At 58.3% G+C, this 25,938-nt stretch carries 21 protein-coding genes; 6 read left to right on the forward strand and 15 right to left on the reverse strand.

Features of this window, described 5'->3' with window-relative positions:
- Positions 1-29: 29 nt before the first annotated feature.
- On the reverse strand, positions 30-1,427 hold the full coding sequence (locus tag ACQG11_RS22665; RefSeq protein ID WP_022648363.1) for a NarK family nitrate/nitrite MFS transporter: 1,398 nt from the start codon (positions 1,425-1,427) through the stop codon (positions 30-32).
- A gap of 309 nt (positions 1,428-1,736) precedes the next feature.
- Here ACQG11_RS22665 and narX point away from each other — a divergent pair, with 309 nt between their 5' ends.
- Together narX and narL are read left to right on the forward strand one after the other, a co-directional pair.
- Positions 1,737-3,533 carry a nitrate/nitrite two-component system sensor histidine kinase NarX gene (gene narX, locus ACQG11_RS22670; RefSeq protein WP_058677184.1) on the forward strand — a complete coding sequence of 599 codons (1,797 nt, stop codon included), beginning with the start codon at positions 1,737-1,739 and terminating at the stop codon, positions 3,531-3,533.
- Positions 3,526-4,176: a two-component system response regulator NarL gene (gene narL, locus ACQG11_RS22675; protein ID WP_003856701.1), complete on the forward strand. Its 651-nt coding sequence runs from the start codon at positions 3,526-3,528 to the stop codon at positions 4,174-4,176. Before narX ends, narL begins: the two co-directional genes overlap by 8 nt.
- 1 nt (position 4,177) lies before the next feature.
- Here the strand turns inward: narL and ACQG11_RS22680 are convergent, their stop codons facing one another.
- The 7 genes from ACQG11_RS22680 to nasR all read right to left on the reverse strand — a co-directional run bounded on the left by ACQG11_RS22680 (position 4,178) and on the right by nasR (position 16,570).
- Positions 4,178-5,596, reverse strand: a complete 1,419-nt coding sequence (locus ACQG11_RS22680; protein ID WP_426728857.1) for a YchO/YchP family invasin — start codon at positions 5,594-5,596, stop codon at positions 4,178-4,180.
- Between the two features lie 174 nt (positions 5,597-5,770).
- A complete protein-coding gene (locus tag ACQG11_RS22685; RefSeq protein WP_426728858.1) occupies positions 5,771-8,248 on the reverse strand; it encodes a molybdopterin-dependent oxidoreductase in 2,478 nt (825 codons plus the stop codon).
- A complete protein-coding gene (gene nirB, locus ACQG11_RS22690) occupies positions 8,245-12,231 on the reverse strand; it encodes a nitrite reductase large subunit NirB (protein WP_426728859.1) in 3,987 nt (1,328 codons plus the stop codon). The genes ACQG11_RS22685 and nirB overlap by 4 nt, the downstream gene beginning before the upstream one ends.
- 12 nt (positions 12,232-12,243) lie before the next feature.
- Complete coding sequence (locus tag ACQG11_RS22695; RefSeq protein ID WP_042715167.1) at positions 12,244-13,032, reverse strand: ABC transporter ATP-binding protein; 789 nt, start codon at positions 13,030-13,032, stop codon at positions 12,244-12,246.
- Between the two features lie 9 nt (positions 13,033-13,041).
- A complete protein-coding gene (ntrB, locus tag ACQG11_RS22700; RefSeq protein WP_022648369.1) occupies positions 13,042-13,920 on the reverse strand; it encodes a nitrate ABC transporter permease in 879 nt (292 codons plus the stop codon).
- A gap of 2 nt (positions 13,921-13,922) precedes the next feature.
- Positions 13,923-15,170 (reverse strand): CmpA/NrtA family ABC transporter substrate-binding protein, encoded by a 1,248-nt coding sequence (locus tag ACQG11_RS22705; RefSeq protein ID WP_022648370.1) that lies wholly within the window; start codon positions 15,168-15,170, stop codon positions 13,923-13,925.
- Positions 15,171-15,397: 227 nt separating this feature from the next.
- Complete coding sequence (gene nasR, locus ACQG11_RS22710) at positions 15,398-16,570, reverse strand: nitrate regulatory protein NasR (protein WP_426728860.1); 1,173 nt, start codon at positions 16,568-16,570, stop codon at positions 15,398-15,400.
- A gap of 73 nt (positions 16,571-16,643) precedes the next feature.
- Here nasR and ACQG11_RS22715 point away from each other — a divergent pair, with 73 nt between their 5' ends.
- From ACQG11_RS22715 to ACQG11_RS22725, 3 genes are all read left to right on the forward strand, one after another.
- Positions 16,644-16,997 (forward strand): DsrE/DsrF/TusD sulfur relay family protein, encoded by a 354-nt coding sequence (locus tag ACQG11_RS22715; RefSeq protein ID WP_023300288.1) that lies wholly within the window; start codon positions 16,644-16,646, stop codon positions 16,995-16,997.
- 106 nt (positions 16,998-17,103) lie between these two features.
- A complete protein-coding gene (locus ACQG11_RS22720) occupies positions 17,104-18,888 on the forward strand; it encodes a methyl-accepting chemotaxis protein (protein ID WP_063146350.1) in 1,785 nt (594 codons plus the stop codon).
- A 196-nt stretch (positions 18,889-19,084) separates the two neighbouring features.
- The gene (locus tag ACQG11_RS22725) at positions 19,085-19,324 is read left to right on the forward strand and encodes a hypothetical protein (protein ID WP_015570352.1); all 240 of its coding nucleotides are present in this window, start codon (positions 19,085-19,087) and stop codon (positions 19,322-19,324) included.
- Between the two features lie 27 nt (positions 19,325-19,351).
- Here ACQG11_RS22725 and ACQG11_RS22730 read toward each other — a convergent pair whose 3' ends face one another.
- Entirely contained in the window at positions 19,352-20,050 is a 699-nt protein-coding gene (locus ACQG11_RS22730) for a gamma-glutamylcyclotransferase (protein WP_400174620.1), read from the reverse strand.
- A 177-nt stretch (positions 20,051-20,227) separates the two neighbouring features.
- Positions 20,228-20,458: a putative cation transport regulator ChaB gene (chaB, locus tag ACQG11_RS22735; protein WP_003856674.1), complete on the reverse strand. Its 231-nt coding sequence runs from the start codon at positions 20,456-20,458 to the stop codon at positions 20,228-20,230.
- A 268-nt stretch (positions 20,459-20,726) separates the two neighbouring features.
- Here chaB and chaA point away from each other — a divergent pair, with 268 nt between their 5' ends.
- Entirely contained in the window at positions 20,727-21,827 is a 1,101-nt protein-coding gene (chaA, locus tag ACQG11_RS22740; RefSeq protein WP_003856672.1) for a sodium-potassium/proton antiporter ChaA, read from the forward strand.
- A gap of 105 nt (positions 21,828-21,932) precedes the next feature.
- On the opposite strand, the gene kdsA is transcribed toward chaA, so the two are convergent.
- From kdsA to prfA, 5 genes are read right to left on the reverse strand one after another with little or no spacing between them, the layout of a single operon-like run.
- Positions 21,933-22,787 (reverse strand): 3-deoxy-8-phosphooctulonate synthase, encoded by an 855-nt coding sequence (gene kdsA, locus ACQG11_RS22745; protein WP_022648375.1) that lies wholly within the window; start codon positions 22,785-22,787, stop codon positions 21,933-21,935.
- A gap of 36 nt (positions 22,788-22,823) precedes the next feature.
- A complete protein-coding gene (gene sirB1, locus ACQG11_RS22750) occupies positions 22,824-23,633 on the reverse strand; it encodes an invasion regulator SirB1 (protein ID WP_022648376.1) in 810 nt (269 codons plus the stop codon).
- Between the two features lie 3 nt (positions 23,634-23,636).
- Positions 23,637-24,029 (reverse strand): invasion regulator SirB2, encoded by a 393-nt coding sequence (sirB2, locus tag ACQG11_RS22755; RefSeq protein WP_022648377.1) that lies wholly within the window; start codon positions 24,027-24,029, stop codon positions 23,637-23,639.
- Positions 24,026-24,856 carry a peptide chain release factor N(5)-glutamine methyltransferase gene (prmC, locus tag ACQG11_RS22760; RefSeq protein WP_032624094.1) on the reverse strand — a complete coding sequence of 277 codons (831 nt, stop codon included), beginning with the start codon at positions 24,854-24,856 and terminating at the stop codon, positions 24,026-24,028. The genes sirB2 and prmC overlap by 4 nt, the downstream gene beginning before the upstream one ends.
- Positions 24,856-25,938: a peptide chain release factor 1 gene (gene prfA / locus ACQG11_RS22765; protein WP_023306432.1), complete on the reverse strand. Its 1,083-nt coding sequence runs from the start codon at positions 25,936-25,938 to the stop codon at positions 24,856-24,858. Before prfA ends, prmC begins: the two co-directional genes overlap by 1 nt.

The following is a 25,938-nucleotide window of genomic DNA, read 5'->3' on the forward strand; positions in this document are numbered from 1 at the left end:
ACTCAGGCCGCGCAAACGGATAATCAAGCTTACTTGTTTTTCTTGGTATTACGGCCATATACCAGCCAGGTGATGACCACACAGGCGATATAGAAGACGAGGAATACCTTCATCGCACCCGCCGGAGAGCCGGTCAGATCCAGTGAGATACCGAACGCTTTTGGAATAAAGAAGCCGCCAATCGCGCCAATCGCAGAGATAAACCCAAGCGCCGCAGCGGTATCGGTGGCGGCTTCACGCATCGCCTGCTCGTCGCTCCCGCCCTGCGCTTTCACGCGGTCCATGGTCAGCTTGCGGAAGATGACAGAGATCATCTGGAAAGTAGACGCACTGCCCAGCCCGGCGGTCAGGAACAGCACCATGAAGACGCCGAAGAAGGCAAAGAAGTTACCTCCCTCACCACCCGCAGGCAGCGTCAGGAACAGCAGCGCACAGAAGATGGCCATCAATACAAAGTTCACCAGCGTAACGCGCGTTCCGCCCAGACGGTCGGAGATCATCCCGCCCAGCGAACGTGCCAGCGCGCCAATAAACGGACCGAAGAAGGCAAACTGAAGGATCTGTACGTCCGGGAACTGGGTTTTCGACAGCATGGCAAAGCCTGCGGAGAAACCGATGAACGAGCCGAAGGTCGCCAGATACAGCAGTGCCATTACCCACAGGTGGCCACGTTTCAGAACCGGCAGCTGCTCGCTCAGGGACGCTTTGGACGCGGACAGGTCGTTCATGAAGAACCATGCCGCCAGGGTAAAGACCACCAGGAACGGTACCCAAATCCAGGAGGCATTTTGCAGGAACAGCACTGAACCGTCGGGCTGCGTCACACCGCCTCCGCCAAAGGCCGCAAAGATGGAGACCGAGATCGCCAGCGGAGCAATCAGCTGCATCACGCTCACGCCCATGTTACCCAGACCGCCGTTAATGCCCAGCGCACCACCCTGCTTCGCTTTCGGGAAGAAGAAGCTGATGTTTGCCATACTGGACGCAAAGTTCGCCCCCGCAAAGCCGCACAGCAGAGAGATAATCACGAACACGCTAAACGGTGTAGAGGTATCCTGCACCGCAAAACCGAGCCACACGCACGGCACGATCATGATCCCGGTACTGAAAGCCGTCCAGCGACGACCACCAAAGACCGGCACCATAAACGCGTAAGGAACGCGCAGCAGTGCGCCTGAAAGCGACGGCAACGCAGTCAACATAAACAGCTGATCGGTGGTAAAGGTAAAGCCCACTTTTGGCAGGTTAACCGCAACCGCACTGAACAACATCCAGACGCAAAACGCCAGTAACAGACATGGCACGGAAATCCACAGATTACGACTTGCTATACGGTGGCCGCGCTGTTGCCAGAACGCCGGATCCTCTGGACGCCAGTCTGTAATAACGGCACCAGTTTCCCTTTCGGGAGCGGAAGAGTGACTCATAGACACCTCTGATTCTCGAATGATGCTGCAAACATTAGGGCTTTAGGGCGGCGGTAAGTTGATATAAATCAAAGGAAAAGTGGGAGGTTTTGCGGCGAAAAAAAAGCCATCACTCTTAATGAGTAGATGCAAAACGTAAAAAAGGTGTGGTTTTTCACGGTGCTGACGCATCCCTGCTTCGTCCACCCACTAACCGTTACCTCTCTGGCAATTTAGAGGTAATCCTTTATTGGTATGGGTATACTCCAGGGTATGCACCAGAATAGCGCCATTCCTGCAATCAGGTCACGTCAGGAGCCCGGCAACTCTATGTTAAAAAGATGTTTATCTCCGCTGACGCTGGTTAACCAGCTGGCGCTTATTGTTCTGCTGTCCACCGCTATCGGTGTGACCGGCATGGCTATTTCTGGCTGGCTGGTACAGGGTGTGCAGGGTAATGCGCATGCCATCAACGAGGCAGGCTCGCTACGTATGCAGAGTTACCGGCTGCTGGCGTCGGTGCCGCTGACGCAGGCTGACCAACCGCTTATCGACGAAATGGAGCGTACCGCATTCAGCCCTGAACTGGAAAGAGCCGCCATCCGTGACGGCCAGCAATCTCAGCTTAAGGCGCTTCAGGGCTACTGGCATACCCAGCTGGAGCCCGGGTTAAAGCGGGCGGAAGACCGGGAAACGGTCGCCCAGGATGTCGCCGGGTTTGTGTCACGCATCGATCATCTCGTCTCCTCGTTCGATCGCACCACAGAGTTACGCATTGACCGCGTGGTGATGGTTCACCGCGCAATGGCGCTGTTTATGGGTTTGCTGCTGATTTTCACGGTTATCTGGCTGCGCGCGCGGTTGCTTAACCCCTGGAAGCAACTCCTGGCGATGGCCCGCGCCGTCACACAGCGCGATTTTACCCAACGCACGCACATCAGCGGGCGCAACGAAATGGCGATGCTCGGCGAGGCGCTCAACACCATGTCGGCGGAGCTATCTGAAAGCTACGCGGTACTGGAAAAACGCGTCCAGGAGAAAACCGCCGGGCTTGAGCAGAAAAACGAGATCCTCTCTTTCCTCTGGCAGGCGAACCGTCGCCTGCATATGCAGGTACCGCTTTGCGAGCGTCTCTCGCCGGTACTGAACGGCCTGCAAAACCTGACTCTGCTCCACGATCTTGAGCTACGGGTTTACGACGTTGAAGATGAGGAAAACCATCAGGAATTTACCTGTCAGTCGGACATCTCCTGCGACGATAAAGGGTGTCATCTTTGCCCGCGCGGCTTGCCGCCGCTTACCACCAGCGGCACGACCCTCAAGTGGCGGCTGATGGACAGCCATACCCAGTACGGTATTTTGCTGGCCACCCTGCCCGCCGGACGTCATCTGAGCCACGACCAGCAGCAGTTGGTCGATACTCTTGTAGAGCAGCTCACGGCCACGCTGGCGCTCGACCGTCACCAGGAGAAACAGCAGCAGCTGATCGTGATGGAGGAGCGCGCCACCATCGCCCGCGAGCTGCACGACTCCATCGCCCAGTCCCTCTCCTGCATGAAGATGCAGGTGAGTTGCCTGCAAATGCAGGACGAAGGCATGCCCGAGAGCAGCAAACAGCTGCTCAGCCAGATCCGCAACGAGCTTAACACCTCGTGGATTCAGCTTCGCGAGCTGCTGACCACCTTCCGTTTACAGCTCACCGAGCCGGGGCTACGCCCTGCGCTGGAGTCCAGCTGTCAGGAGTTTAGTGCCCGGCTGGGCTTCCCGGTGAAGCTGGATTACCAGTTGCCACCGCGTTTTGTCCCCTCTCACCAGGCGATCCATCTGCTGCAAATTGCCCGTGAAGCCCTGAGCAACGTGCTCAAGCATGCCGAGGCGACGGCCGTCACGGTCACCGTCAGCTGCCAGGATAATCAGGTGAAGCTCAGGGTTCAGGATAACGGCCGCGGCGTGCCGGAAAATGCCGAACGAACGAACCATTATGGTTTAATCATCATGCGAGACCGCGCGCAAAGCCTGCGCGGTGATTGCCAGGTTCGCCGGGGAGAGTCAGGTGGCACCGAAGTCGTGGTCACCTTTATACCCGAAAAGCCCCTCATAACTGCTCAAGGAGAAAACCATGACTAATCAGGAACCGGCATCTATCCTGTTGATTGACGATCATCCGATGCTGCGCACTGGCGTTAAACAGCTTGTCAGCATGGCGCCCGATATCACCGTCGTCGGGGAAGCCAGCAACGGCGAACAGGGTATTGAACTTGCCGAATCGCTCGATCCTGATTTGATCTTGCTCGATCTCAACATGCCGGGCATGAATGGCCTGGAAACCCTCGACAAGCTGCGGGAGAAATCCCTCTCTGGCCGGGTGGTGGTCTTCAGCGTCTCAAACCATGAAGAAGACGTGGTCACCGCCCTCAAGCGGGGGGCAGACGGCTATCTGCTGAAAGATATGGAGCCGGAAGATCTGCTCAAGGCGCTGCAACAGGCTGCCGCAGGCGAGATGGTGCTGAGTGAAGCGTTAACGCCGGTACTGGCCGCCAGCCTGCGTGCGAACCGCGCCACGTCTGACCGTGACGTCAGCCAGTTGACCCCGCGCGAGCGCGACATTCTGAAGCTGATTGCTCAGGGTCTGCCGAACAAAATGATCGCCCGCCGTCTGGACATCACCGAGAGCACGGTCAAAGTGCATGTCAAACACATGCTGAAGAAAATGAAGTTAAAATCCCGCGTCGAAGCCGCCGTCTGGGTGCATCAGGAGCGCATTTTTTAACTTACTCATCCGGCAGCAACTTCCACCGTGGATCGTCGGCAGGCATTGCGACGAGCGGTTGCACCACGGAAAGCGTGATCTCATTGGAGGAGACACGCTGCCCATCCTTATCTTCCACCACGGCCGTAAGCCGCCATTCGTTTTTCGCCCCTTCCGCGTCGTTCCAGGCGGGCATGATTATGCTCCAGCCATCGCTGCTGTTGCTGTTTGCCGGTGAGGTCAGGCTGAGCGCCTGGGTATCACCCAGCCAGTGGATCTGACGGATACCGTGCGTGCTGCGAATTTGCAGCTTCAGCATCACAGTTTCGCCTGGCTTAAGATCCCACGGCGGCGTGGCCAGATAGATCGAGAGGGTTTTACGCTGACGGAATTCCATCACGGGCAGATTATCACGCTCAGGTGAATCATAGCGGCTGCCCCGCAGCGAGCGCGTCGCCGCCACTTCCCCGGCGGAAAGCTGTTTCGCCAGCGGCACGCCAAAGCGATAGTTGAGCTTCAGCCCGAGGTTATTCTGGCTAACGCCGCTCTCCCCCTGCTTATGGGCAGCTGTCAGGGTGACCAGCGGAACGGGGGTATAGTTCAGCCCCAGGTTGACCGCAACCGGGTTGTGATACCCCGTACCGCTGTTAAACAGATCGACGTTATCGCCAAAATACTGTTCAAAGCTGACGCTGGTGTTCAGGTGATGAAACCAGGGAAGCCAGGCTTTGGCCGTTACGTCGTACCCGCGCGCCATGCGCTGCTCCCGGATGTCGGAACGCGGCTGCCAGCCAGCGAACGGCTGGTAGTAATTGGCCGACAGGCGAAGGTTTTCGCCCCACGCCTCTGCGCCCAGTCCGGCACGTTGCAGGTTGTCTTCCAGCAGGTTGTCGTAAAAGGTGTTGTAGCCCAGCAGCCAGTTTCCGGCAACCCAGCGCTGCCCGATCCCGACGTTGCTCACCAGCCCGTCTGTCTGCTGCGTCAGGCCAAGCTGGCTCCAGCTCAGATAGCGGGTGTTGTCGTTCCAGGGGATAAACCAGCTTCCGCTGCTGCCGTTAAAGTTGCCGTCGTCATCCACCAGTACATTGACGTTGGCGTTACCCCAGGGGGAAAGCCAGGATTCAATCTGCTCGTTGACTTCCCCGCTGACGGCATCCCGCACCTTGCCAAACGCGAACTGTCGCGCCTGCTGCCCGGCCGTCAGGCCGTTATCGATCATACTGGCTTCACCGAAGGCCTTTGCCATTTCAGCCAGGTGCTTTTCGCCTTCGGTAGTCGGTTGCGCCATACCGAGATCCGGCAGACTATCGCCGTTATTATCAAACGGATTTTGCGCCTGCTGCACGAAGGATTTCGGCGCACCGTGAACGGCTCCAGCCGTAAGAAGGGGGAGTAACAGCAAAAAATGGATGCGGGACGATACAGCCTTCAACGTCGTCAATATGAACCTGTGTTTATGAACAAACACTTATTATGTTAACGCCATAAGCCCTGAAAACCAGTCTTAACAGAAATTTCAGGAATATCCTGAACAGAATTGTCGGGTGGCGGCTTCGCCTTACCCGACCTACAAATTCGTGCCGGTGCGAAGCCGCCACCTGACGCCTTTACACTATTATCCCAACAACCCTTTCAGCTCCGGCAGGCAGGAGCCGCAGTTCGTACCGCAACGCAGCTTCACGCCCAGCGCTGCGGCAGAATTACAGCCTCCGGCTATCGCCTTACGTATCGTATTTTCACCCACGCTAAAGCAGCTACAGATAATTCGCCCGGGATCGGCATCTTCGCCCGGCCGTTGTCCGTGCAGCAGCGCGTGGCGTTCAGCGAGTTGTACGGGCGCAGCAGCAAAGGCTTGTTCAATAAACGCATGCGCCAGCGCCGGCAGCGTCTGGCCTTCCCAGTAGCCCAGCATCAGCTCGCCGTGATGCCAGGCGAGCACGCTGCTGCGTTCTCCCGTCTGTCCCACCTGTAACTGCCAGCCCCGACCGCTGGCGTACGCCATGACCCACGACAGCAACGGCTGCTCCCCCGCCACCGTCAGACGTGAGGCTTTACGCCACCAGCATACCGACGGCGGCAGCGCTGGCAACTCGCGGGCATACAGCTCCCCCTGCCAGGCGGGTAGCCAGGGCAGGATCCTCACCGCGGTTTGTTTACTCTCCGGCTGGCCGGACCAGGCATCAACCCGCCCTTCCACCAGCGCGTTGACCTTCCCCTGCCGGGCAAACTGCGCGTTCCAGTGCATCGGCGCAAACAGCTCGCCCGCACGCTGTGCGGTAGAGATACGTACTCTGGCAACCATGACCCCGCGCGGGGAACTTATCCGCGCCAGCTGGCCGTCAGTCAGCCCCGCGCGCGCCGCATCGGTTGCGTTCATCTCAATAAAAGGCTCATCGATATGCTGCATCAGGCGCGAAACATACCCCGTGCGCGTCATGGTGTGCCACTGATCGCGGATCCGCCCGGTATTCAGTATCAAGGGGTACAATTCGTCGACGCCTGCCCCATGCGAGGAAGGGTCAACCGGTACAAGCTTTCTTTGCGGGAAATCACCGGCATGCCACTGATAAGGCGCCAGCTCGTCCCACGCCTCTCGCGACAGCGACGCCAGTTCGCGCAGGTTTAGCGCCCGTTCGCCGTTATTTTCAAACGCCGTCAGCGCCGCATGTTCACAAAATATCTCATGAGGGTGTTCCCAGGCGAAGGCATCGCCATAACCGAGCTGCTCTGCGATCCGGGCGATGATCCACCAGTCCGGTCTGGCCTCGCCCGGCGCAGGCAGAAACGCGCGCTGGCGCGAAATACGCCGCTCGGAATTGGTCACCGTTCCGTCTTTTTCGCCCCAGCCCAGGGCGGGAAAACGGATATGAGCAAACCGGCTGGTGTCCGTCTCCTGCATCACCTCAGATACTATTACCAGCGGGCAGGCTGCCAGGGCCTGGCACACCGCGTGGCTGTCGGGAAGTGACACGGCAGGATTGGTGCCCATGATCCACACCGCCTTCACCTCGCCGCGGGCAATCGCGTCAAACAGCTCTACCGCCATCAGCCCCGGCGTTTGTGCCAGCCGCTCGGTTCTCCAGAAACGCGCCACGCGCGAAAGATCGTCCGGCTCGAAGTTCATGTGCGCCGCCAGCTGGTTCGCCAGCCCACCCACTTCCCGCCCGCCCATGGCGTTTGGCTGTCCGGTCAGCGAAAACGGGCCGCAGCCCGAACGGTTGAACTTCCCGCTGGCAAGATGCACGTTAATGATGGCGTTACACTTGTCGCTGCCGCTGGAGGACTGGTTGATCCCCATGGTGTAGAGCGTGATCGCGCGTGGCGCAGTGACAAACCAGTCGTAGAAGGTGCCAATCTCGTCTGAAGGCAGATCGCAAAACGCGGCCACGTGAGGAATCGGCCACTCGCCGCTCCCCTGAATCAGATTGAGCAACCCCACAAACAGCCCGGCATCGCTGCCGGGCTTAAGCGCCAGATGCAGGTCGGCGACATCGCAGGTGGCAGTTTTGCGCGGATCTATCACGACCACTTTCATCTGCGGGTTGCTGCGTTTTGCCTGCACCAGCCGCTGATACAGCACCGGATGCGTCCAGGCCGCGTTTGAGCCAACGAGCACCACCAGATCGCTGTTTTCCACGTCCTCGTAGCTGCACGGCACAATGTCTTCACCGAAGGCGCGTTTGTAGCCCACCACCGCCGACGACATGCACAGCCGCGAGTTGGTATCAATGTTCGCCGCTCCGATAAAGCCTTTCATCAGCTTGTTGGCCGCATAGTAATCCTCGGTCAACAGCTGGCCGGAGGCATAAAACGCCACCGCCTGCGGCCCCCATACGTTGATGATCTTCCGTAGCCGCTCGCCCGCTTCACCCAGCGCCTGCGGCCATGCCACCTCCATGCCGTCAACAACCGGGCGCAGCAGACGTCCCTGCAACCCCGTCGTTTCCCCGAGGGCAGATCCTTTTACGCACAGGCGACCAAAGTTCGCCGGATGAGTTTCATCCCCACGAACGCTTACCGCGCCATCTTCCACACTGGCGACCACGCCGCAGCCCACCCCGCAGTAAGGGCACGTTGTACGGGTTTCCGTCATGAGGCCTCCGCACGCATCACCAGCTCTTGGCTTCCAACCCAAACCTTGCCGTTTTCAATTTTTACCGGCCAGGCGCGCACCACGGGTTCGCCGTTCTCCACCTGACATCCATCGCGCAGACGTATGCGCTGCTTATAAAGCGGGGAAATCACCACCGGCTCGCCCGCTGCATCGCCAAGGATGCCGCGCGAAAGCACGTTCGCGCTGCTGCCCGGCTCCAGGTCGTCCAGGGCATAAACGGACGTTCCAAAGCGGAACAGCGCAATCGGTTTTCGGCCAAGCCGCGCGCCGATGCCCGCCTGCTCGGGGATATCATCGATGCCGCAAATTTCCTGCCAGCGCTTGCTCTCCGCCGCGGCAGGGACATTCACCGCGGTGCGGAACAGCGCCAGGCGATCAGGATCGTTGAGGGTGGTTTGCCATTCGCACTGATAGGTCTCCACCACCCGGGCCATCTCCTGCTCCAGCTCGTGGGCGATCCCCAGGCTGTCGTTGAGGATCACCTCGCGCAGATAGTCGAGGCCGCCTTCCAGGTTATCCATCCAGGTACTGGTGCGTTGCAGACGATCTGCCGTGCGAATGTAGAACATCAGGAAACGGTCAACGGTGCGGATCAGCGTTTCGTCGTCCAGATCGCTGGCAAAGAGATCCGCGTGGCGCGGCTTCATCCCGCCGTTGCCGCACAGATAAAGGTTCCAGCCCTTGTCCGTGGCAATCACCCCCACGTCTTTGCTCTGCGCCTCTGCGCACTCACGGGTACAGCCGGAGACCGCCATTTTGATTTTGTGCGGCGCACGTAACCCCTTGTAGCGATGCTCCAGTTTGACCGCAAGGCCGGTGGAGTCCTGCACGCCATAGCGACACCAGGTCGACCCGACGCAGGATTTCACCGTGCGCAGGGATTTCCCGTACGCATGACCGGTCTCAAATCCGGCCTCCACCAGCGCCTGCCAGATTTCTGGCAACTGTTCGAGCGTGGCGCCAAACAGGTCAATACGCTGTCCGCCGGTGATTTTGCTGTAAAGGCTATAGCGTTTCGCAATCTGGCCGATGGCGATCAGCCCGTCGGCCGTCACTTCCCCGGCGGGCATGCGCGGCACGATGGAATACGTTCCGTCCTTCTGAATATTGGCAAAGTAGCGGTCGTTGGTGTCCTGCAGCGGCAGATGCGCCGGTTTCAGCAGGTATTCGTTCCAGCAGGAGGCCAGCACTGATCCCACCAGTGGTTTACAGATCTCACAGCCGTGCCCTTGTCCGTAACGGCTGATAAGCTGGTCGAAGGTCCGGATATGGTTGACGCGCACCAGGTGGTATATCTCCTGACGCGAGTACGGGAAGTGCTCACAGATATCTTTTTTCACCTCCACGCCCTGCTCCGCAAGCTGGAACTCCATCACCTGCTTCACCAGCGCGCTACAACCTCCGCAGCCGGTCGCCGCTTTGGTGCACTGCTTAATGGCGCCGATATCCGTTGCGCCCGCGCTTACCGCCAGGCAGATATCCCCTTTGCTGACGTTATGACACGAACAGATCTGCGCGCTTTCCGGCAGCGCCGCCACGCCCAGCGCTTTTGGCGTGCAGCCTGACGACGCAGGTAAGATCAGCGTTTCCGGCTCTTTTGGCAGACTGATGCCGTTAAGCATCATCTGCACCAGCGTGGCGTATTCGCTGGCATCGCCCACCAGCACGCCACCCAGCAGGGTTTTGCTGTCGTGACTGACCACAATTTTTTTGTAGATTTGCTGCGGCCCGTGCGTCCACTGGTAGCTCAGCGCCCCCGGCGTGCGCCCGTGGGCATCGCCAAACGACGCCACATCCACCCCCAGCAACTTGAGTTTGGTACTCATATCCGCGCCGGTGAAGCGCTTCCCCTCACCCGCCAGCACAGCGGCAGCCACGCGCGCCATCTGGTAGCCCGGGGCCACCAGGCCAAAGATTTTCCCCTCCCACAGCGCGCATTCCCCGATGGCAAGCACGTCCGGATCGGAGGTCCGGCAGCCGTCGTCAATACAGATCCCGCCGCGCTCGCCAATAGCCAGCCCGCTGCTGCGTGCCAGCGCGTCCTGCGGACGAATACCGGCAGAGAAGACGACCATGTCCGTTTCCAGCTGTTCACCATCGGCAAAACGCAGCACCAGCCCGTCGTCTGCGGTGGCAATCTCCGTCGTCGATTTACTGGTGTGTACCCCTACGCCCAGCGCCTCAATTTTCCTGCGCAGCATTGCCGCACCGTCGCTGTCGAGCTGCACCGCCATCAGGTTCGGCGCAAACTCCACCACGTGGGTTTCCAGCCCTAGCTGCTTAAGCGCATTCGCCGCCTCCAGCCCCAGCAGGCCGCCGCCAATTACCACGCCGCGGCGAGAGCCTGCCGCATGGGCCGCAATATTGTCCAGATCGTCGAGGGTGCGGTAGACAAAACAACCCGGCAGATCGCTGCCCGGAACGGGCGGTACGAACGGGTACGAGCCGGTCGCCAGCACCAGCTTATCCCAGTGGGTTTCATGGCCGCTGGCGGTACGCACAACGTGTGCATCACGATCGATAGCGACAATCTGCTGCGAGAGGCGCAGCTCTATACCGTTATCGGCAAAGAACTCCCCCGCCACCAGCGAGAGCGAGTCCGCGCTGCGTCCGCCAAAATATTCCGACAGATGCACGCGGTCATAGGCCGCATAGCGCTCTTCGCCAAAAACAATAATCTGATACTGCTGATGCAAATTGCGGTTAACGCAGTCGTCGAGGAAATGATGGCCGACCATACCGTGCCCAACCACCACCAGAGTAGGTTTTGTCATAGCGTTCTGTCCTGCAACCTGCGGTTGCGTTGTGAAACGATCGAACAGCCAGTCCGCGTGGGCGGGCGCAGCCGTTGCCAGTAAATCGGTAAAGGTTGCCGCACTGCGGCAGTCACCCAGCAGCAGCACGCCAGCCAGCGCCCCCTGATGGATCAGTAAACGTCGATAGTGACGGGTCAGCGGATCCCATGAACTCCATACCACATCGTCCGCCTGCGCCGTCGCGCGTCCGAGGCTGAACAGCTCCACGCCGGTCACCTTAAGACGCACGCCGTTGTCGGTCCGGGTAAACGGCGCGGTGATCTCCCCGGCCAGCCGCGCGGCGAGAATATCCGCCTGCGCCAGACAGGGGGCGACCAGGCCAAATGTCTGGCCGTCAATTTCACAGCACTCGCCGATGGCGTAGATATCCGGCACGGAGGTTTGCATCTGGTGATCCACCACGATGCCGCGCGCGCAGTGAATGCCGCTGGCTTTTGCCAGCGCAACGTTGGGTTGTACACCCGTGGCCAGCACCACGCGCGCGGCGGTGACGCTGTGCCCGTTGAGTAGCGTCACGCTCTTGCCGTTAATCGCCGCGATGCCAGAGGCGAATTCACAGCTAACACCCCGCGCCGCCAGCGCCTCTTCAAGCAGCAGTCCCGCCTGCTGATCCAGCTGCTGTTCCATCAGCCAGGGACCACGATGGATAAGCGTGACGTTGTCACCGTTGCGCGCCAGCGCTGCCGCTGCTTCCACGCCAAGTACGCCACCGCCCAGCACTACCGCCGGACCGGAGAGGTTCTGGATGGCGCGGGTCTCTGCCAGGGTGCGAAAGGTGAACACATGCGGCGCATCGCCGCCGGGGATCGGCGGCACTACAGGGGTAGACCCGGTGGCAAACACCAGCGCATCCCAGCCCAGCGTGCGAGCAGAGGTATGCACTTCACGCGCGTTGACGTCTACTGCGAGCGCCGTTTCTCCTCGCAGCACTGTCACGCCTCGTGCCGTGTACCAATCTTCATCGTGCAGACAGATGTGCTCCGCCTGCTTTTCGCCACCCAGCACCGGCGAAAGCTGGATGCGGTTGTATGCCTGCTCCGGCTCGTCACCGATGACGGTGATAGCGAAACGACCGGGAACACGCCCGGTGAGCGACGCAATCAGCCGGGTTGCCGCCATACCATTACCGATAATGACCAGTCGCATCGTGCCCCCTCATTACGCCGCTTTCGGCTGTTTTTCGTAGAGGAAATGGAGGATCTGCTGGCGCATGTGGTGATAGCGGCTGTCGTCCGCCAGCTGCACCCGGTTGCGCGGGCGCGGCAGATCGACGCGCAGGATCTCACCCACGGTGGCCGCCGGGCCGTTGGTCATCATCAGTACGCGGTCAGAGAGCAGTACCGCCTCGTCCACATCGTGGGTGATGAGCACGATGGTGGTGTTCAGCGCCTGCTGGATCTGCATCACCGAGTCCTGAAGATGGGCACGCGTCAGCGCATCGAGCGCGCCAAACGGCTCATCCATAAGCAGCACTTTCGGCTTCATTGCCAGCGCCCGGGCAATACCGACGCGCTGCTTCATACCGCCGGAGATCTCCCCGGGGCGCTTATGCAGCGCGTGGCCCATCTGCACCCGGTCGAGATTGTGCTCAATCCACTCTTTGCGCTCGGCCTTACTCATGGTGCGACGGAAGACCTGATCCACCGCCAGCGCCACGTTGTCGAAGCAGGTTAACCACGGCAGCAGCGAATGGTTCTGGAACACTACCGCACGCTCAGGCCCCGGTCCGGCGATTTCGCGGTTGTCGCAAATCAGCCCGCCTTCCGTCGGCAGCGTGATCCCGGCGATCAGGTTTAACAGCGTCGACTTGCCGCAGCCGGAGTGACCAATCAGACTGACGGTTTCGCCCTCGTGGATATCAAAAGAGACGTTTTGCAGTGCCAGAAACTCGCCGCTGGCGGTGGAAAAACGCTGGCTCACGGCCTGGACCTGAATTAAAGGTTTCATCTTCACTCCTTATTTTTCCTGCCAGCTAAAGCGACGGGCGATCAGCATCAGCCCCTGCTCCAGCAGCAACCCGACCACGCCAATGATGACGATGGCGATGAGAATGTTTTCAACGTTGAGGTTGTTCCATTCATTCCAGATCCAGAAGCCAATGCCTAAACCTCCGGTGAGCATCTCGGCGGCGACAATCACCAGCCAGGCAATGCCAATGGAGAGACGTACCCCGGTCAACACCGCAGGCAGCACGGCGGGGAAAAGAATGCGGCGCATGATGGTCCACTCTGAGAGTTGCAGCACCCGGGCCACGTTGAGGTAGTCCTGCGGAATACGGCGCACCCCTTCGGCGGTGTTAATGACCATCGGCCAGATGGAGCAGATAAAAATGGTCCAGCTCGACGCGGGCTCCGCTTTCTGGAACAGCAGCAGGCCGATAGGCAGCCAGGCCAGCGGGCTGACCGGACGCAGGAGCGCGATCAGCGGGTTGAACATGCGGGAGAAAAAGGTGAAGCGCCCAATCAAAAAGCCCAGCGGAATGCCCGCCAGCGCCGCCAGACCGAAGCCGATGGCGACGCGCTGCAACGACGCCAGCACGTTCCAGCCAATGCCCATATCGTTTGGCCCGTCGCGATAAAACGGATCGGCAAACAGGGTCATGGCCGAATCGAGCGTGCTGAGCGGCGTCGGGAAACCTTTACTGTTTATCGCCGCCAGCTGCCAGAGCACCACCAGCAGACCGAGACCGAGCAGCGCCGGGATGACGCGCTGTAAAAACTCATTCATCCGACGCGTAAACGCTGGCGCACGACGGCGAACCTGTAGCGGAGGCAGGACAATCACTTCCCCGCTCTCTGACTTCTCTTGTGGTTGCGTATTTTGCAGATGCTGCATACTCAGGCCCCTTTACGGTGAATGGCGAAGCGGTTGGCGTACCCTTCCGGATCGGTGCCGTTCCAGACGGTGCCGTCCATCAGGGTACTGCTGCGATACGGTGATGACGGTGTGGACATGCCGCCCACGGCGGTCGCGGCATCCTGCCAGACCGCGGTCTGGTTAATGCGCTGTGCGATGCCCGCATAATCCGGCGCGGCGTTGAGCAAACCCCAGCGTCGGAACTGGGTTAAGAACCACATGCCGTCGGAGAGATACGGGTAGCTCACGGCACCCTCATTGAAGAAACGGATCGGGTGCGCATCCTGCCAGCGCTGACCGAGCCCGTTGTCGTATTCGCCGAGCATGCGTCCGGTGAGGTACTGTTCCTTGCAGTTGAGCCATGCGCGGCGCGAGAGGATCTGCGCGGTTTCACGTTTGTTTTCCGCTGACGCCTCGATCCAGCGCGCGGCTTCCATCACGGCGCTCACCAGCGCCCGTGCGGTGTGCGGATTTTTCACCACCCAGTCGCGTCGGGTGCCGAGGATCTTTTCCGGGTGATCGGCCCAGATGGACTGTGACGTGGCGGCGGTAAACCCGATGCGGTCGTTAATCGCCCGCGCGTTCCACGGCTCGCCGACGCAGAACCCGACCATGTTGCCGATGCGCATGTTCATCACCATCTGTGGCGGCGGGACCACCACAGTGCGCACGTCGTCAAACGGGTTAATGCCCGCACTGGCCAGCCAGTAGTAGAGCCACATAGCGTGTGTCCCCGTCGGGAAGGTATGCGCGAAGGTGTAGGTTCCCGGTGCCTGCTGTGTAATCAGCTTTTTCAGCCCGTCGAGATCACGAACGCCCTTCTCCGCCAGATCGCTGGAGAGCGTAATGGCCTGACCGTTCTGGTTGAGAGTCATCAGGTTCGCCATCTGCTGCGGCTTGCCCGCGATACCCAGCTCCAGTCCGTACAGCAGGCCGTAAAGAATGTGTGCGGCGTCCAGCTCCCCTGCCACCAGCTTGTCGCGCACCGCCGCCCAGCTCGCCTCTTTAGTAGGTACAATGGTAATGCCGTGTTTTTTATCGAACCCTTTCAGGGCCGCGATAACCACTGGCGCGCAATCGGTCAGGGGGATAAACCCGATACGCACGGTATCCTGCTCCGGCTTATCTGACCCCGCCGCCCATGCGGCCTGCATGACACCCGGCAACAGCATCGCACCACTCGCCAGCATGCTGGCCTGCAATAAACGCCGTCTCGACAAATCCGCCATAATTGCTCCTGAAAAAAGGCAAAAAAAAGCGCCCGACGGTGCTGAAGCACCGCTGGACGCCTTTATCCCGAAGACGTATGCACCGCCGTTGGCGCATCGTCAAAAATAGTTAATCTGTTAATGCAAAGGTGATGCCAGCTTTTTAACCCCGGCGTTACGGGGTTTCTGCAAGGAGAGCGCTCTTTTACGCACCTCAATCAGGCATTAAATGCCCACTGACTGTGCAACTACTCCCCAGGGGGTACATTCCACAGATTTTTCACCGTAAGGAGCGCACGGGCGATATCCACCATGCGTTGGTTTTTATCCATCGCCATTTTGCGCAGGGCTGTCCACGCCTGCTCCTCGCTCATGTTCTGATGCGTCATTAGCACGCTTTTGGCTTTGTCGATGGTCTTGCGCTCCTCCAGCGTGTCGCGCAGGGAAGCAAGCTGACGGGAGAGTTGCTCAATTTCACGCGCCTGCTGGCGCACCAGCGGCAGCAGTGGTCTATCCGGAAATCGCGCCAGGATATCGTCGTACTCATCGTCTACGTGCAGATTTTCGCTATAGCGACGCTCCTCAACTGCCGTCATCAGATCGGCAATGGCCACCTCCTCCAGCGTGCGCAGATGCTCAAGACGCGCGGTTTGCAGGGCAAACCATTTGAGAGCGGTATCGCCATTATCTGCCGGAGGCTGGCGGGTGCACGCTTCACGCCTGAGTTTTTCAGTCTCCAGACCCGGCTGACAGTTGAGGGTAAACGTCTCCTGCACGTCTGGAGTGCAATGGGAGATAAAAACCTCAAAGCAGGCCTGCTGGCCATCAATGCGATCCACCAGCCGCTGGCGAGTTTCATCGTCAAAGAATCCCTGGGTGAAACCAATAGCCCCTAACGCCCGCTCTTGTCCCACAAGTTCTTTGCCCTGCATCAGGCTGTAAAGGGCCACAAATCGGCCCGCGATGTGCGGATCGTCAATGCTGTCGCTGAGTTGAGGTACGATATTGAGCAGATGACGCAGTATGCGGCTGTAGTGTTCCATCGCCTGCGGCGCGGTGACGCGTTGACCTGTAACGCCATCACGCAGCACCGTCAGCGTTTCAAGGCCGTGCAGTGCGCTGGCGATACGTTCGCAGAGGGCGCTGCCCGGCAGCGGTTCACTAAACAGGAGGTGCAATGCCGCAAGGTTTTCATCCACCAAAGCCCTGCTGGCCTTGCATTCAGGCCCGTACAATTTACCCTGCGAGCAGAGCCAGACATTTGACGCACCGCGTTCGCACTGTAGCATATGCACCAGTCGACTGATGCCGTTCACCAGTGCGCCCAGCTGCGCTAATCTGCCGAGCTGTTCCTCCCGCAGCATTCTTGCACGCTGGAACCATTCGGTCGCGCCAGGCGAACTGCCAGCCACTATCGTCATCGTTTCTCTCTCCGATACATATTCTTCGGTATGAGAAGCAATATTCGTGCCTTTTCAAAGAACAGGAGTCAACATGCAGAAGATTGTGATCGTCGCCAACGGTGCGGCCTACGGCAGTGAATCCCTTTTTAACAGTCTGCGCCTGGCAATCGCGCTGCGCGATAAGGAGAGTGAGCTGGAGCTGCGCCTCTTTTTGATGTCCGATGCCGTCACGGCCGCGCTGAAGGGGCAGAAACCCGCTGAGGGCTACAACATACAACACATGCTGGAGATCCTGACCGCGCAAAACGTTCCGGTCAAGCTGTGCAAAACCTGTACCGACGGTCGCGGCATTACCGGGCTGCCCCTGATTGATGGCGTGGAAATTGGCACGCTGGTTGAACTGGCTGAATGGACTCTTACCGCTGATAAAGTATTAACTTTTTAATAATAAATCGCTAAAAATATTATTTTCTTATGGACGCGGTTTCAGCATCAAGTTTACCTGCGCCATTGCCGATAGGCATGGAAACAACACAGCAGGTATTACACTTATGTTCAGATCCATTCGCGCCCGCATCATTGCGGCGACGACAGGCTGTATGGTCGTCGCCCTTCTTCTTAATACCATTATCAACTTTCAGGTCACGCGCCAGGATAATCAGCAGTCGCAGCGCGATATACTGACCAGCACCAGCGCCAGCCACAATATGGCGATTGCCGACTGGGTCAAAAGCAAAATGACGGTGATTGCCTCCGCGCAGAGTATCGCGCTGGCTGACGATCCGGTTCCGGTGTTTAAGCAATTAGCCCAGGCAGGCGGCTTCACCAACGTCTACGCAGGCTACGCCAGCAAGACGGCGAAATTCTCCGATCCTGCGGGGGTCCCGGCGGATTATGACCCAACCATTCGTCCCTGGTATCAGCAGGTGGTGAGCACGGATGGCCCGGTTGTGACCGCGCCCTACGTTGATGCCGGGACCGGGAAGCTGGTGGTGACGTTTGCAGTACCGGTGAAGGAGAATGGTACTCTGATAGCGGTGGTAGCGGGCGATGTCGCCATGGATAGCGTGGTGGCGAACGTGCGCGGGATCCACCCAACGCCTGCCAGCAGCGGGTTACTCCTGAACAGCGACGGCACGGTTATTGCCGCCAACGAGCCAACCCTGACGCTGAAGCCGTTTACCGGGACGATCAAAGGCATCGACCTTACGGCGCTGAAGAGCGGTAATCCGGTCGACGGGACGCTCAATGATGAGGAAAAAACCTTTATCGCCTCAGCCGTGCCGGGCACGAACTGGCTGCTGGTCGTCGCCCTCGACAGCAGCGACGCTACCTCCGGCATGCGTTCCTTGCTGAAAGCGTCGGCAATCTCGCTGGTGATTCTGGCGCTTCTGAGCGGCGCCATTGTCCACCTCCTGATAGCCCGCCTGCTTAAGCGCCTGTCCGACATTCGCGACGCGATGCACAGCATTGCCAACGGCACCAACGATCTGTCCCAGCGTCTGCCGGATAGCGGCGATGACGAAGTGGCGCAAATTGCGCAGGCGTTCAACGCCTTCAGCAATAAACTCTCGGTGGTGATGGTCCAGCTTCGCGACGCCAGCGCCTCAGTGAAAAACGCCGCGCAGGAGATTGCGGCAGGCAATCAGGATCTCTCCGGACGAACCGAGCAGGCCGCGTCCAGCCTGCGTGAGACCGCCAGCGCCGTGGAAGAGATAACCGCCTCCGTCACCCAGTCGAATGAATCGGCCGAAGAGGCCAACGACCAGGCCAGTAAGGCCTCTGCGGCCGCAGCGCGCGGCGGCGAAGTTGTCTCGCAGGCAATCAGCACCATGCAGTCCATCGAAGTGGCTTCTGCAAAGATTGGCGATATCACCAGCGTGATTGACGGCATCGCCTTCCAGACCAACATTCTGGCGCTTAACGCCTCCGTCGAAGCGGCTCGTGCCGGTGAGCAGGGCCGTGGGTTCGCGGTCGTTGCGGGGGAAGTGCGTAATCTGGCCAGCCGCAGCGCTCAGGCGGCGAAAGAGATAAAATCCCTTATTGACTCCACTACCGAAAGCGTTGCAACCGGCTCCCGGTTTGTGCACCTTGCGGGCGACAGCATGGATGAGATCCGCGCCAGCGTCGGGAGCGTGTCTGGCATTATGCGTGAAATATCTATTGCCACCCGCGAGCAGATGAAAGGCATCCATGAAATTAACCACGCGGTGACTCACCTGGATCGCATGGTGCAGCAGAACGCTGAACTCGTTGTACAGTCTGCTGCTGCGGCCAGCGCGCTGCAAAGCCAGGCGGGCGACCTTGCTGAGACCGCTGGCCATTTCCGCATATAATTTTTCCCGGACGCGCGTTAAGCAGGGAAAACGCGCGTCGGCTGAAAGGTTTCAGAAATTTTGTCATTTTTGTTTAATCGTTGCGCCATTTTTTGATCGAAATCAGCATCACCCACCTTCCCCTTTGGTGTTATGCAATGAGTAAATTGTGAACAACATCACGCTCGGGATGGGCAAAAACGACGGGGTATAAAAAATGGCACGAGTTAAAACGAGTCTGAAACTGTTTGGCGGGGATACGGTAGTGGTGCGTTGCTCAGAACGTTGCCGCATCCATCTGATGAGTACAAAAGGGCAAAAGCAATCGCAGGCAGATATCCTTACCGTCCAGGATGATAAGGCCTGGCTGACGGTGCCTTACACCGGCACCTGGGATGTGCTGATCGACAGCCACAGCCAGTCGCTCGAACATTCCGTAAGTTACGTGGCAGCATAACCATAAACGCCCGGCCAGCCGGGCGTATTATGAGGCAAAACCCGGGCGCAGCGTATTGCTGAGCGGGTTCCCTTCCAGCAGCGCTTTAACCTTCACCACCAGCTCACTCAGACAGTCGTCCTGCATACCGAGACGCGTCAGCTCCTGATCGAGCGAGAAAAGGTACTGGGCGTTAGTGCCCAGCGGTCCACTGGCGGCGGCAATCAGCGGGGCAATCACCTGGGTTCGGGTGTCGGCTTCATACAGCGGGTGGCGCGGATCCATAATGAACACCAGCGCGTTGACGGTGCGGCCGTCGTCCAGTTCCAGCTTGCACCAGCTGGGCATATAGCAGCCGGTGATCATCTCGCGCTTCCACAGCAGCGTGAGCTCATCTTCCAGCGTGGTATCCGGCAGCCGGTATGCCACGCCCGTGGTGCGCCCGCCCTCTTTTAGTGCAAGCATACGTCCAGGCTGACAGGCGCTGCCGCGTCCGGCGGTCAGGCGCAAACAGAAGGCGCGGTGCCAGCCAGGCAGCGTTCCGGTTGCCGATTCAACAAACTCGAGCGCCGGGTTCCACATCAGAGAGCCGTAACCAAAAATCCAGACCGGGCCATCATCCGGGCGGCAGGCCAGCGTTGCCGCAAGCGACGCCGCACGTTGTTCAGCCGACCACAGAAGCGATTCCTCAATAGCACCAAATGCCGTCTTACAATCTGCCTTCATCAAGAAATCACGCGTTAACACATTCCACCTCCGCCACTGCATGCTTCCTTGCGACATCTTTAATGCGCCTTCCCGGCATTCTGTGCTGTTCATTTTAACAGCAGTTGAGCAACGATAAGCAATTCGCGGGCCAGATGCAATACAGCGGCAGTTCAACCGCCTGAAATGTCAAAATGGAGGCAGCGTATTATTCGGCAGCTATTTCTTTTTGTGCCATTTGTCATCATCCCCTTTCTCATAGTCATTTTTTACGGCGGCCCAGGCCACTTTATGCGCCGTCTCTTCACGGCTGGCATCGTCCCGGCGATCTTCTTTATCTTTGTACTGATCCCAGGCGCTGTTAAAGGCTTCTTTGTAGATATCCTGAGCGTGGGCAGGCAGTACGTTTTGCACGTTATCCGGTAATTCGCTTTTCGATTTGTATGGCATCGTTAACCTCTCTTTTGGCTAAAAGATAAGTGTGGACGACGATACGCCAGGGTGCCAGCCGACGGCAAGAAATGAACTAATTAAGAGCGCAAGGCGTTGTTATTAAATTAATATTTTGTGTAAATAAGGTATTATAAGCTTCAGGAAGAAAATTCCCATTAAAGGGTAAAATTAAGTAAAAAATACAGGGTATTTAACCGTTTTCTGTTAATTTAACACCCTCAAAATCTATCTATAATTACAAGCACCTGCACTGTTGGAGAAACACATGACAGCAACACACGAGGCGGTAAAGACCCGCCACAAGGAGACCTCTCTCATTTTCCCGGTTCTGGCACTGGCTGTGCTGCTCTTCTGGGGAAGCAGTCAGTCATTGCCAGTGGTTGTGGGGATCAATATTCTGGCTCTGGTGGGTATTTTAACCAGTGCATTTAGCGTGGTACGCCATGCGGATGTTTTAGCCCACCGTCTTGGAGAGCCGTATGGGTCATTAATTTTAAGCCTTTCGGTTGTGATTCTTGAGGTCAGTCTAATTTCCGCATTAATGGCCACCGGCGACGCCGCACCAACGTTAATGCGCGATACGCTCTACTCCATCATTATGATTGTTACCGGCGGCCTGGTCGGTTTTTCGCTTTTATTAGGTGGCCGCAAATTTGCCACCCAGTACATGAACCTTTTTGGCATTAAACAGTATCTGATCGCCCTATTCCCGCTGGCGATTATCGTGCTGGTATTCCCGATGGCATTGCCGGGCGCAAACTTCACCACCGGCCAGGCGCTGCTGGTGGCGCTGATTTCCGCGGCAATGTACGGCGTGTTCTTGCTGATCCAGACCAAAACGCACCAGAGCCTGTTTGTTTACGAGCATGAAGACGACGGCGACGATGATGACCCGCATCACGGTAAGCCGTCGGCCCACAGCAGCGCGTGGCACACGGTTTGGCTGATCGTGCATCTGATTGCGGTAATTGCGGTCACCAAGATGAATGCGAACCCGCTGGAGGCGCTGTTAACTGAACTGAACGCGCCGGTCGCCTTTACCGGTTTCCTGGTAGCCCTGTTGATCCTGTCGCCAGAAGGCCTGGGAGCGCTGAAAGCGGTGCTCAATAATCAGGTGCAGCGTGCGATGAATCTGTTCTTTGGCTCCGTTCTGGCGACCATCTCCCTTACCGTTCCGGTGGTAACGCTTATTGCCTTTATGACGGGGAATGAATTGCAGTTTGCGCTGGGTGCCCCAGAGATGATTGTGATGGTAGCTTCATTGCTGCTGTGTCAGATTTCCTTCTCAACCGGTCGCACCAATGTGCTGAACGGCGCGGCGCATATGGCGCTGTTTATTGCGTATCTGATGACGATATTTGCGTAATTTTTTTGCCGGGTGGCGCTGCGCTTACCCGGCCTACGAAACCCGTAGGCCCGCGCAAGCGTAGCGCCGCCGGGCAAAGAAAAACCCGCCGAAGCGGGTTTTTTATTAGTTGCTGGTATCCAGCTCGTCGAAGCTCTTCACCAGATCGTCAATCGCTTTAATCTGTTTCAGGAATGGCTCCAGCTTATCCAGCGGCAGCGCGGATGGACCGTCGCATTTCGCGTTAACCGGATCCGGGTGCGCTTCAATGAACAGACCCGCCAGGCCGGTTGCCATACCGGCGCGCGCCAGTTCGGTCACCTGCGCACGACGCCCGCCAGACGCGGCGCCAAACGGGTCGCGACATTGCAGGGAGTGGGTCACGTCGAAAATCACCGGAGACTGGTTAGAGACGTTCTTCATTACGCTGAAGCCCAGCATATCCACAACCAGGTTGTCATAACCGAAGTTTGAACCACGGTCGCACAGGATCACCTGGTCGTTACCACCTTCGATAAACTTATCGACGATGTTACCCATCTGGCCAGGGCTCACGAACTGCGGTTTTTTCACGTTAATCACGGCACCGGTTTTCGCCATCGCTTCTACCAGGTCAGTCTGGCGCGCCAGGAACGCCGGAAGCTGAATCACGTCTACCACATCAGCCACGGGCTGTGCCTGAGACGCTTCGTGCACGTCGGTGATCACTTTCACGCCAAACGTCTGTTTCAGCTCCTGGAAAATCTTCATCCCCTCTTCCAGGCCCGGGCCACGGTAGGAGTGAATGGAGGAGCGGTTGGCTTTGTCAAAAGAGGCTTTAAACACGTACGGGATGCCCAGCTTCTGGGTCACGGTCACGTAGTGTTCGCAGATGCGCATAGCGAGATCGCGGGATTCCAGAACGTTCATACCGCCAAACAGCACGAACGGCAGGTCGTTTGCCACGTTGATATCACCAATGCTAACCACTTTTTGTTTCATAGGATCGCCTTATTCAGGTGTGAATCGGAATTAAGATTAATGCAGTGTAATGTGTTTATGCGCGATCGCGTTGATCTGCGCGCGAATCATTTCGCTGATCGGATCTTCCGGACATTGCTCGACGAAGTAATTCAAATCATTCAGCGCCACGTGCTCGCAGTCGAGCTGCGCATAAATCAGGCCGCGGTCGCGGATTTCGTACGGATCTTCCGGATTGAACTGCAACAGCACTTCGCTTGCGCGCAGGGCCAGCTCCATCTGACGCTCTTCCATCAGCGCAGACTTCAGCGTATCCAACAGCTTGCGGATCACTTCGGCGTTATCGGCTTCATCGAGATCTTCATTGAACAGCTCCGCTATCGGGCTGATGTTGCCTTTCAGCCAGACGTCCAGCGTATGCTCATCCAGCGTGTCGCCGTTAAACGGATTGATTAACCACATCTCACCGTCCAGCCACTCCGCCCGCAAAATCATCTGCGTGGGGAAAATGACCGGCACCAGTGGAATATCCAGTCGGTGCGCAACCCACAGTAAAATGGCGCCCAACGCGACGGCGCTACCCTGTCGATTTTTCAGCACCTGGTCCAGCCACAGTGCGTCAGACAGGCGATACACGCCTCGCGTGTCGCAGAAACCCCATTCGCCGTAGAAAAGCTCAATCAGCTTCTCTAATTGCCAGTCTTGCGGACGTGCCTGATTGATCTCTTCGCGCGCCAGGCTGACCAGATTTTCCAGTTCAGCGTAAACGTACTGTGATGTGAAATCGTCGCGGATCATCTCTGAAATCAGGATCATACCATCGCATAGCGGCACTTTGTTAAATTCGAAATCGGCTAAGGACCTCATGACTTACCCCAGTAACGGTATTCTTGTGGTGGCGAGTTTAATGATGATGTACAGCACCACCAGACCCAGCAGAAAGGCGATAAACCCTGTCTGCTGGCTGCGCGGACGATGACGCCCAAGCGCGATAAAACCCAAAACGATGTAGATGATAACGCCAAACAGCTTTTCAGTCAGCCATAGGCCTTTATCAGTAAATGGCAGATAGCCGGTCTTCCACATTAACCCGGCTCCGGAAAGGAACAGCACTGTGTCGATACCGTGTGGGGCGATACGTACCCAGCGGGCGTTAATCAGCGGATTATTGCTGTAGCGCCACCAGTAGCGGACAATGAAAAAGCCGATGGTCAGGGCAACGGAAACCAGGTGAACGGAGATTAGCAGCGTAAACAGGCTCATGACCACTGCCCCAGCGTCAGACGTTCATTGCCGCCGTAATCCCGGCAGGTTTCCACGGCGGCGTATCCGGCACGCGTAAACAGTGCTCGCACCGCCTCTCCCTGCGTCCACCCATGTTCCACCAGCAGCCAGCCACCGGGAAGCAAATGTTGCCGTGACGTTGTCACAATGTGATCGAGATCCGCAAGTCCCTGATTCGCAGCGACCAGCGCGGTCAACGGTTCAAAACGCACGTCGCCCTGCGCGAGATGCGGATCGTCTTCGTCGATGTAGGGCGGATTGCTGACAATCATTTCGAACGTGCGGCTTTCAAGCGCGGCAAACCAGCTGCTTCGCAGAACGGAAACATTGTTCAACCCCAGCCGTTCAACGTTGCGCCGCGCGAGGGCGACCGCATCAGGCATCACGTCTACCGCCGTCACGATACAGTCCGGCCGCTCGCTGGCAAGCGCCAGCGCAATCGCACCGGTGCCGGTACCGAGATCGAGGATCTGACACGACTGCGCCGGTAACCGCGCCAGCGCCTGCTCCACCAGACACTCGGTGTCCGGGCGCGGGATCAGCGTCGCCGCTGAAACATACAGCGGAAGTGACCAGAACTCGCGCTCGCCAACCAGATGCGCCACCGGCTCGCCGGTTTTACGGCGGGCGAGCAGCGCCTCCAGCTGCGATAGCTGTTCAGCAGTCAGTTCGGTTTCGCCGAAAGCCAGCAGATACGTGCGGGCTTTACCCGTCACATGCTCAAGCAGAATTTCGGCGTCCCGCTTCGGGCTTTCACTTTCTGAAAGTTCACGGGCCGCCTCACGTAACCAGCGCTGAAAATCCATTAATCCTGCTCGGACAGCGCCGCCAGCTGGTCGGCCTGGTATTCCTGCACGATAGGCTCAATCAGCATATCGAGCTTGCCTTCCATTGCCTCATCCAGACGGTAGAGCGTCAGGTTGATGCGGTGGTCGGTTACGCGCCCCTGCGGGAAGTTATAGGTGCGGTTACGATCGCTACGGTCGCCGCTGCCCAGCAGGTTACGGCGGGTAGAGGCTTCCGCCTGCTGGCGTTTCGCCATTTCCGCCGCGTGGATACGGGCACCCAGCACGGATAACGCCTTAGCTTTGTTCTTGTGCTGGGATCGCTCGTCCTGACACTCAACCACAATCCCGGTGGGCAGGTGAGTAATACGGATAGCGGAGTCGGTGGTGTTAACGTGCTGACCACCCGCCCCTGAAGAGCGGAAGGTGTCGATGCGCAGATCCGCCGGGTTGATATCCGGCAGTTCCGCTTCCGGCAGCTCGGGCATGACCGCCACCGTACAGGCCGAGGTGTGAATGCGTCCCTGAGATTCTGTCGCAGGCACACGCTGCACGCGGTGACCACCGGATTCAAACTTCAGCCGACCATAAACGCCGTCGCCGCTGATTTTGGCGATAACCTCTTTGTAGCCGCCATGCTCGCCTTCGTTGGCGCTCATGATCTCTACGCGCCAGCGGCGTGATTCCGCATAACGGCTGTACATACGGAACAGATCTCCGGCGAACAGCGCCGCTTCGTCGCCGCCGGTACCGGCGCGGACTTCCACAAAAGCGTTACGCTCATCGTCCGGATCTTTTGGCAGCAGAAGGACCTGAAGCTGCTGCTCCATCTCTTCTGACCGTGCTTTAGCGTGCTGCAACTCTTCCTGGGCCATCTCGCGCATTTCAGGATCGTCGAGCATCATCTGCGCGGTTTCGATATCTTCCTGGACCTGTCGCCAGTCGGTAAAGCATTTTGAAACATCACTTAACTGCGCGTATTCACGCGACAGCGCGCGAAAACGTTCCTGGTCGGCAATGGTCCCGGCATCGCCGAGCAGCGCCTGGACTTCTTCATGGCGCTCGTGCAGAGCTTCCAGTTTAGCGACGATAGAAGGCTTCAT

The sequence above is a fragment of the Enterobacter cloacae complex sp. 372C4 genome, assembly GCF_050030615.1.
Lineage (GTDB): Bacteria > Pseudomonadota > Gammaproteobacteria > Enterobacterales > Enterobacteriaceae > Enterobacter > Enterobacter intestinihominis.